The organism is Rhodoferax sp., assembly GCF_028715765.1.
In the GTDB taxonomy this organism is placed as follows: Bacteria; Pseudomonadota; Gammaproteobacteria; order Burkholderiales; family Burkholderiaceae_C; genus Rhodoferax.
In genome coordinates this window covers 1-4391 of sequence record NZ_JAQURE010000091.1, presented here as the reverse complement: position 1 = coordinate 4391, position 4391 = coordinate 1, and the positions used below count along the sequence as shown (strand labels likewise).

Annotated in this window: 5 protein-coding genes; all 5 read left to right on the top strand. The window is 44.2% G+C overall.

What is annotated here, in order from left to right; all coding sequences use genetic code 11:
• Positions 1-347: 347 nt before the first annotated feature.
• The 5 genes from PHT20_RS16320 to PHT20_RS16300 all read left to right on the top strand — a co-directional run bounded on the left by PHT20_RS16320 (position 348) and on the right by PHT20_RS16300 (position 4238).
• Positions 348-620, top strand: a complete 273-nt coding sequence (locus tag PHT20_RS16320) for a type II toxin-antitoxin system CcdA family antitoxin (protein ID WP_301021361.1) — start codon at positions 348-350, stop codon at positions 618-620.
• Complete coding sequence (locus tag PHT20_RS16315; protein ID WP_301021360.1) at positions 620-937, top strand: CcdB family protein; 318 nt, start codon at positions 620-622, stop codon at positions 935-937. The genes PHT20_RS16320 and PHT20_RS16315 overlap by 1 nt, the downstream gene beginning before the upstream one ends.
• A gap of 376 nt (positions 938-1313) precedes the next feature.
• The gene (locus PHT20_RS16310; RefSeq protein ID WP_301021359.1) at positions 1314-2585 is read left to right on the top strand and encodes an oligosaccharide flippase family protein; all 1272 of its coding nucleotides are present in this window, start codon (positions 1314-1316) and stop codon (positions 2583-2585) included.
• A gap of 11 nt (positions 2586-2596) precedes the next feature.
• Positions 2597-3244 (top strand): class I SAM-dependent methyltransferase, encoded by a 648-nt coding sequence (locus PHT20_RS16305; RefSeq protein ID WP_301021358.1) that lies wholly within the window; start codon positions 2597-2599, stop codon positions 3242-3244.
• A 40-nt stretch (positions 3245-3284) separates the two neighbouring features.
• Complete coding sequence (locus PHT20_RS16300; RefSeq protein WP_301021357.1) at positions 3285-4238, top strand: glycosyltransferase family 2 protein; 954 nt, start codon at positions 3285-3287, stop codon at positions 4236-4238.
• Positions 4239-4391: the final 153 nt, after the last annotated feature.

The window sequence follows — 4391 nt, the reverse complement described above, 5'->3', positions numbered from 1 at the left end:
ACCTCCAGACTGTTGGATAACCGTATGATTTCAAACGGAATTTCTAATGGTATCCATTAGAAATCTGCACTGGGAGGTTTGCACCACTTTTCTTTTGAAAATCCTAATGGACTATCTGGGTTAAAGCTGGCTATTGACCCCTTGGTCATGAAGAAAGCCAAATAGGTATCTGGGTGATGGGGGGCTGAAGCCCGGCATTGGATAATCGTGGTTTTTGGTGTGGCTGGTGGCAGGCGCAAAGCGTGCTGCCGGGGCGTCGCCAGCCATTTCTGTTCAACACATCAATTCAGCACTTTTGAAATATTTGTTACGATGTGCGCATCTTCTAATGTGCATTAAAAGTCACCATGCAAGCTACTCAAACTACCACACCCAAACGCGGCTTTCGGGTGCGTCAACCCTTAAAAAAAGCGATCAATTTGAGTCTGAGCGTTGATGTGCTGGATGCAGCCAAAGCACTTGAACTCAATATTTCACAGATGTGCGACACCTACTTGCGTGAACGTGTCGCACAGGAACAGAGGCACCGCTGGCGTAGTGAGCATGCTGACTTTATTGCAGCCTATAACGCCACGATCGAAACTGAAGGTCTGCCGCTGGATCAGTGGAGAACTTTTTGATGGCACGTTTTGATGTGTATCCCAACCCAGGCGCGCATGCCAGCGCCACGCCTTATTTGCTTGATGTTCAAAGCGACTTGCTTGATGGCTTGGACAGTCGCATGGTTATACCGCTGCGCAGCCTGGAGCACTTTGCAAAGGTCAAGCTCCCCACCCGATTAACGCCAGTATTAAACATCTTGGGTCAGGACTACCTGCTGGAGACGCCCAAATTGGGTGCTGTGCCTCAACGTATCTTGCAAGCCAGTGTTGCGTCGCTCAGTGATGAACAAGCGTGCATTACCGGTGCGTTGGATTTTCTGTTCCAGGGTTATTGAGCCGCGAGTTCAAATTGAACCTGTACACGCAGACCCTCGACGCTAGGCGTTTTGCAATGCAAACGGTCATCAAAGACAGCGTCACTGGCCGCGATGCCAGCAAACCCAACAGATGATTGCAGCGCTACTAGTAGTCAGTGCCATCGTGAAAAGAAGATATACATATCATATTAGCCTCTGGCCCTTACGGGTAAAGCTGCATGCAGCTATCAAATAAATATCAAAATTATCACATGCGTGTAGTCAAACTATTCGAAATAAGCCAGGCTCACTCGCAATGGGATGCAGAGGAAAATGCTTGGTTTTCACTCCTGTTGAGGTTACAGCAGTACTAAATGTTCGAATCCGCAAGCTGTATCTTTTCTGAATTCTGTTCATGCGACTGAGCAATGTTGCATGGAACCTGCTTGGATTGGCTTCGCCTCTGGTGATTGCTGCATTGACTATCCCCGCGCTTATTGAGTTGATTGGACTGGAACGTTTTGGTTTGTTGGCGTTGGCGTGGGGATTAATTGGCTATGCAGGCGTGTTTGATTTAGGTATTGGTCGTGCAACGACACAGTTGCTGGCTCAATTGCGGGGGCAGAGCGCCTTGGCGGATATTCCTTTTGTCATTCAGACAGCAACGCGACTTACTTTATTAACCGGCACCATCGGTTTTTTGTTTTTGACGCTAGCAGCAGTGTCAGGTGTTGCAAATTTGATTCGACACTCAGCCGACTTGTCATCGGAGATCAACGTCTCTGTCTTTTTACTTGCTCTGGCTGTGCCTGTGCAAGCTATCTCTGCAACTTACCGCGGTGTGAATGAGGCGTTCGAGAAATTCAGGGGCATCAGCCTTTTGCGTATGGGTTTGGGGGTGCTGAATTTTCTGGGGCCTTATTGGGTAGCGCATTTTTCAAACAGCCTGGTTTGGCTGGTTGCCATACTGTTGATTTCACGGATCACTGCTCTTGTCATATTTCGCTTTTTGGCAATACGTTGTGTCAATACCAGTCTAGGGTGTTCATCGGCTTTGTGTGCCAGTGTGCGTAGAGATGAAATCAAGAAGCAGTTATTCGTATTTGGTGGCTGGGTCACTGTCAGTAGCGTGGCTGGGCCGTTGCTTGTACAGGCAGACCGCTTTGTGATTGGCGGGCTGATTTCTGCTGCAGCTGTGGCTGCTTACACTATTCCTTACGAAGTTGTCGTTCAAAGTCTTGTTGTGGTTGGCGCGGTGTCATCTGTGGTTTTTCCAAGCTTGGCAAAGCAAATGCACCAAGACCCTCTCCAATGGCAATTGCTATTTAGACGTTGGTTGTTTGCAGTGATTGGTGTCATGTTGGTTGTGACTGTCACGCTGGCACTGCTGTTGCCATCATTGTTACCTTTTTGGATTGGGAAAAATTTGCCAGATGAGTCTGTTGTGATTGGACAAATATTGTGCCTTGGTGTATTTGCGAACAGTATTGGATCAATGTATTTTTCATTACTGCATGCCAAGGGGCGCTCCGATATAACTGCAAAACTGCATTTGATTGAGTTACCAATTTTCATCGGTTTACTTTTTTTTCTAATAAATATATATGGACTCTATGGTGTTGCCTGGGCGTGGGTTGGACGAACGGTTTTTGATGCTATTCTCTTGAAGATATTGAGCAATCATTAATTGGATAATTTATGAATCTTTACGTTTCAAAAAAACAAGATTATTTTTCTGCGGTACGGTACGAAATACTTGAATTAATACCTAAGTTTTCAAGACGTGTCTTGGAAGTTGGCTGTGGGTCTGGTCAGACGCTTGAAATGATCAAGAATAAAAAACTATGTAGCGAAACAGTTGGTATTGAATTGTTTGAAGAAGCAGCTGATGCAGCACGCTGCAGAGTTGATGTTATTCACTGTCTTGATATTGAAAAAGACCAGTTACCAGAAACAATTGGTAAATTTGATTTAATTTTATTACTTGATGTTTTGGAGCACTTGGTAGATCCTTGGACGATTTTAAAAAAAATCACAGATTTATATTTATCTGAGGGCGGGAAAATCATAGTCTCATTGCCTAATGCACAGCATTTTTCTTTGGTTTTTCCGCTTTTATTTGGTAGCTTCAGGTATACAGACAAAGGAATTTTGGATAAAACTCATTTGAGATTCTTTACAAAGTCGTCATCAGCTGACTTGTTAACAGGAGCTCTTTTAAAGATAGAGACTATGAAGCCGACAAGCCTTGGCATTCATTTGAATTCTGGAAAATTGAATGCAATCACATTTGGTATTTTTGCAAATTTGCTCACCAGTCAATATGTTTACTTGGCATCAAAATAGTTTTTTTGATATAAAAGTAACTATTTGAAGAATTTATTTCATGACGAGTAATACGCAGGTATCAATCATCATCGTCAATTGGAACGCCGGTGCCCAGCTGGCGCATGTGGTTTCCAGTATTGATAAATACCATCACGGATTGGTCGCTACAGTGATCATTGTTGACAATGCTTCGTCTGATGATTCACTAGAGCAGGTCAGCCTGTTGCAGAACTTGTCATTCAAACCCATGATCATTCGCAATTCTGAAAATCTGGGGTTTGGTCATGCATGTAACCTTGGCGCAAAAAAAGCGTGCAGCCATTACCTGCTTTTCTTGAATCCAGATGCTGCGTTATATTCAGATACCTTGCCAAAAACGATGGCATTTATGCAGGATCCGGCCAATGCCAAGGTGGGTATATGCGGTGTGCAGTTGCTTGATGAATCGGGTCATGTATCCCGGAGTTGTGCGTGGTTCCCTTCTGTACCTGGTTTGTTTGCTCATGCGCTTGGGCTGGATCGCATATTCCCCAGCATGGGGCACTTTATGGCCGATTGGGATCATACGAAAACGCGCGTTGTAGAACATGTCATTGGCGCTTTTTTCTTGGTGCGAACTGAGCTTTTTAAAGATTTAGCAGGGTTTGATACGCGATTTTTTGTCTACTTGGAAGATCTTGATTTTTCTTTCAGGGCTCACCTAACAGGTTACCGAAGTGTGTATCTGGCTGATGCCCAAGCATTCCACGCTGGCGGTGGTACATCTAACCAGATCAAGGCACGGCGCTTGTTCTATTCATTGCAAAGCCGTTTGTTGTATGCATTCAAGCATTTTTCTTGGTTGGGTGCCGTGGTCACGATGCTCGCCACACTTTTTATTGAACCCTTTTCTCGCTCATTATGGGCACTGTTGCGTGGCTCTTGGGCTGGCCTGAAGGAAACTTGGATTGCCTATGGCTTATTGATGGCCTGGTTGTTGCAACGATTTCGTCAAGCAATTTTCAGGCATTAATATTTATTCATGAAATTTAAAATGTGTTAAGCCGTTAATATTAAATTAAATACGTAATTTGTTGGAATAAAAGATACTTTCGGTTATAATATATACTCCAATATTCCAGGAGTTTTTGTGGGAAAACGAGTAACATTAACATTAAGCGATAAA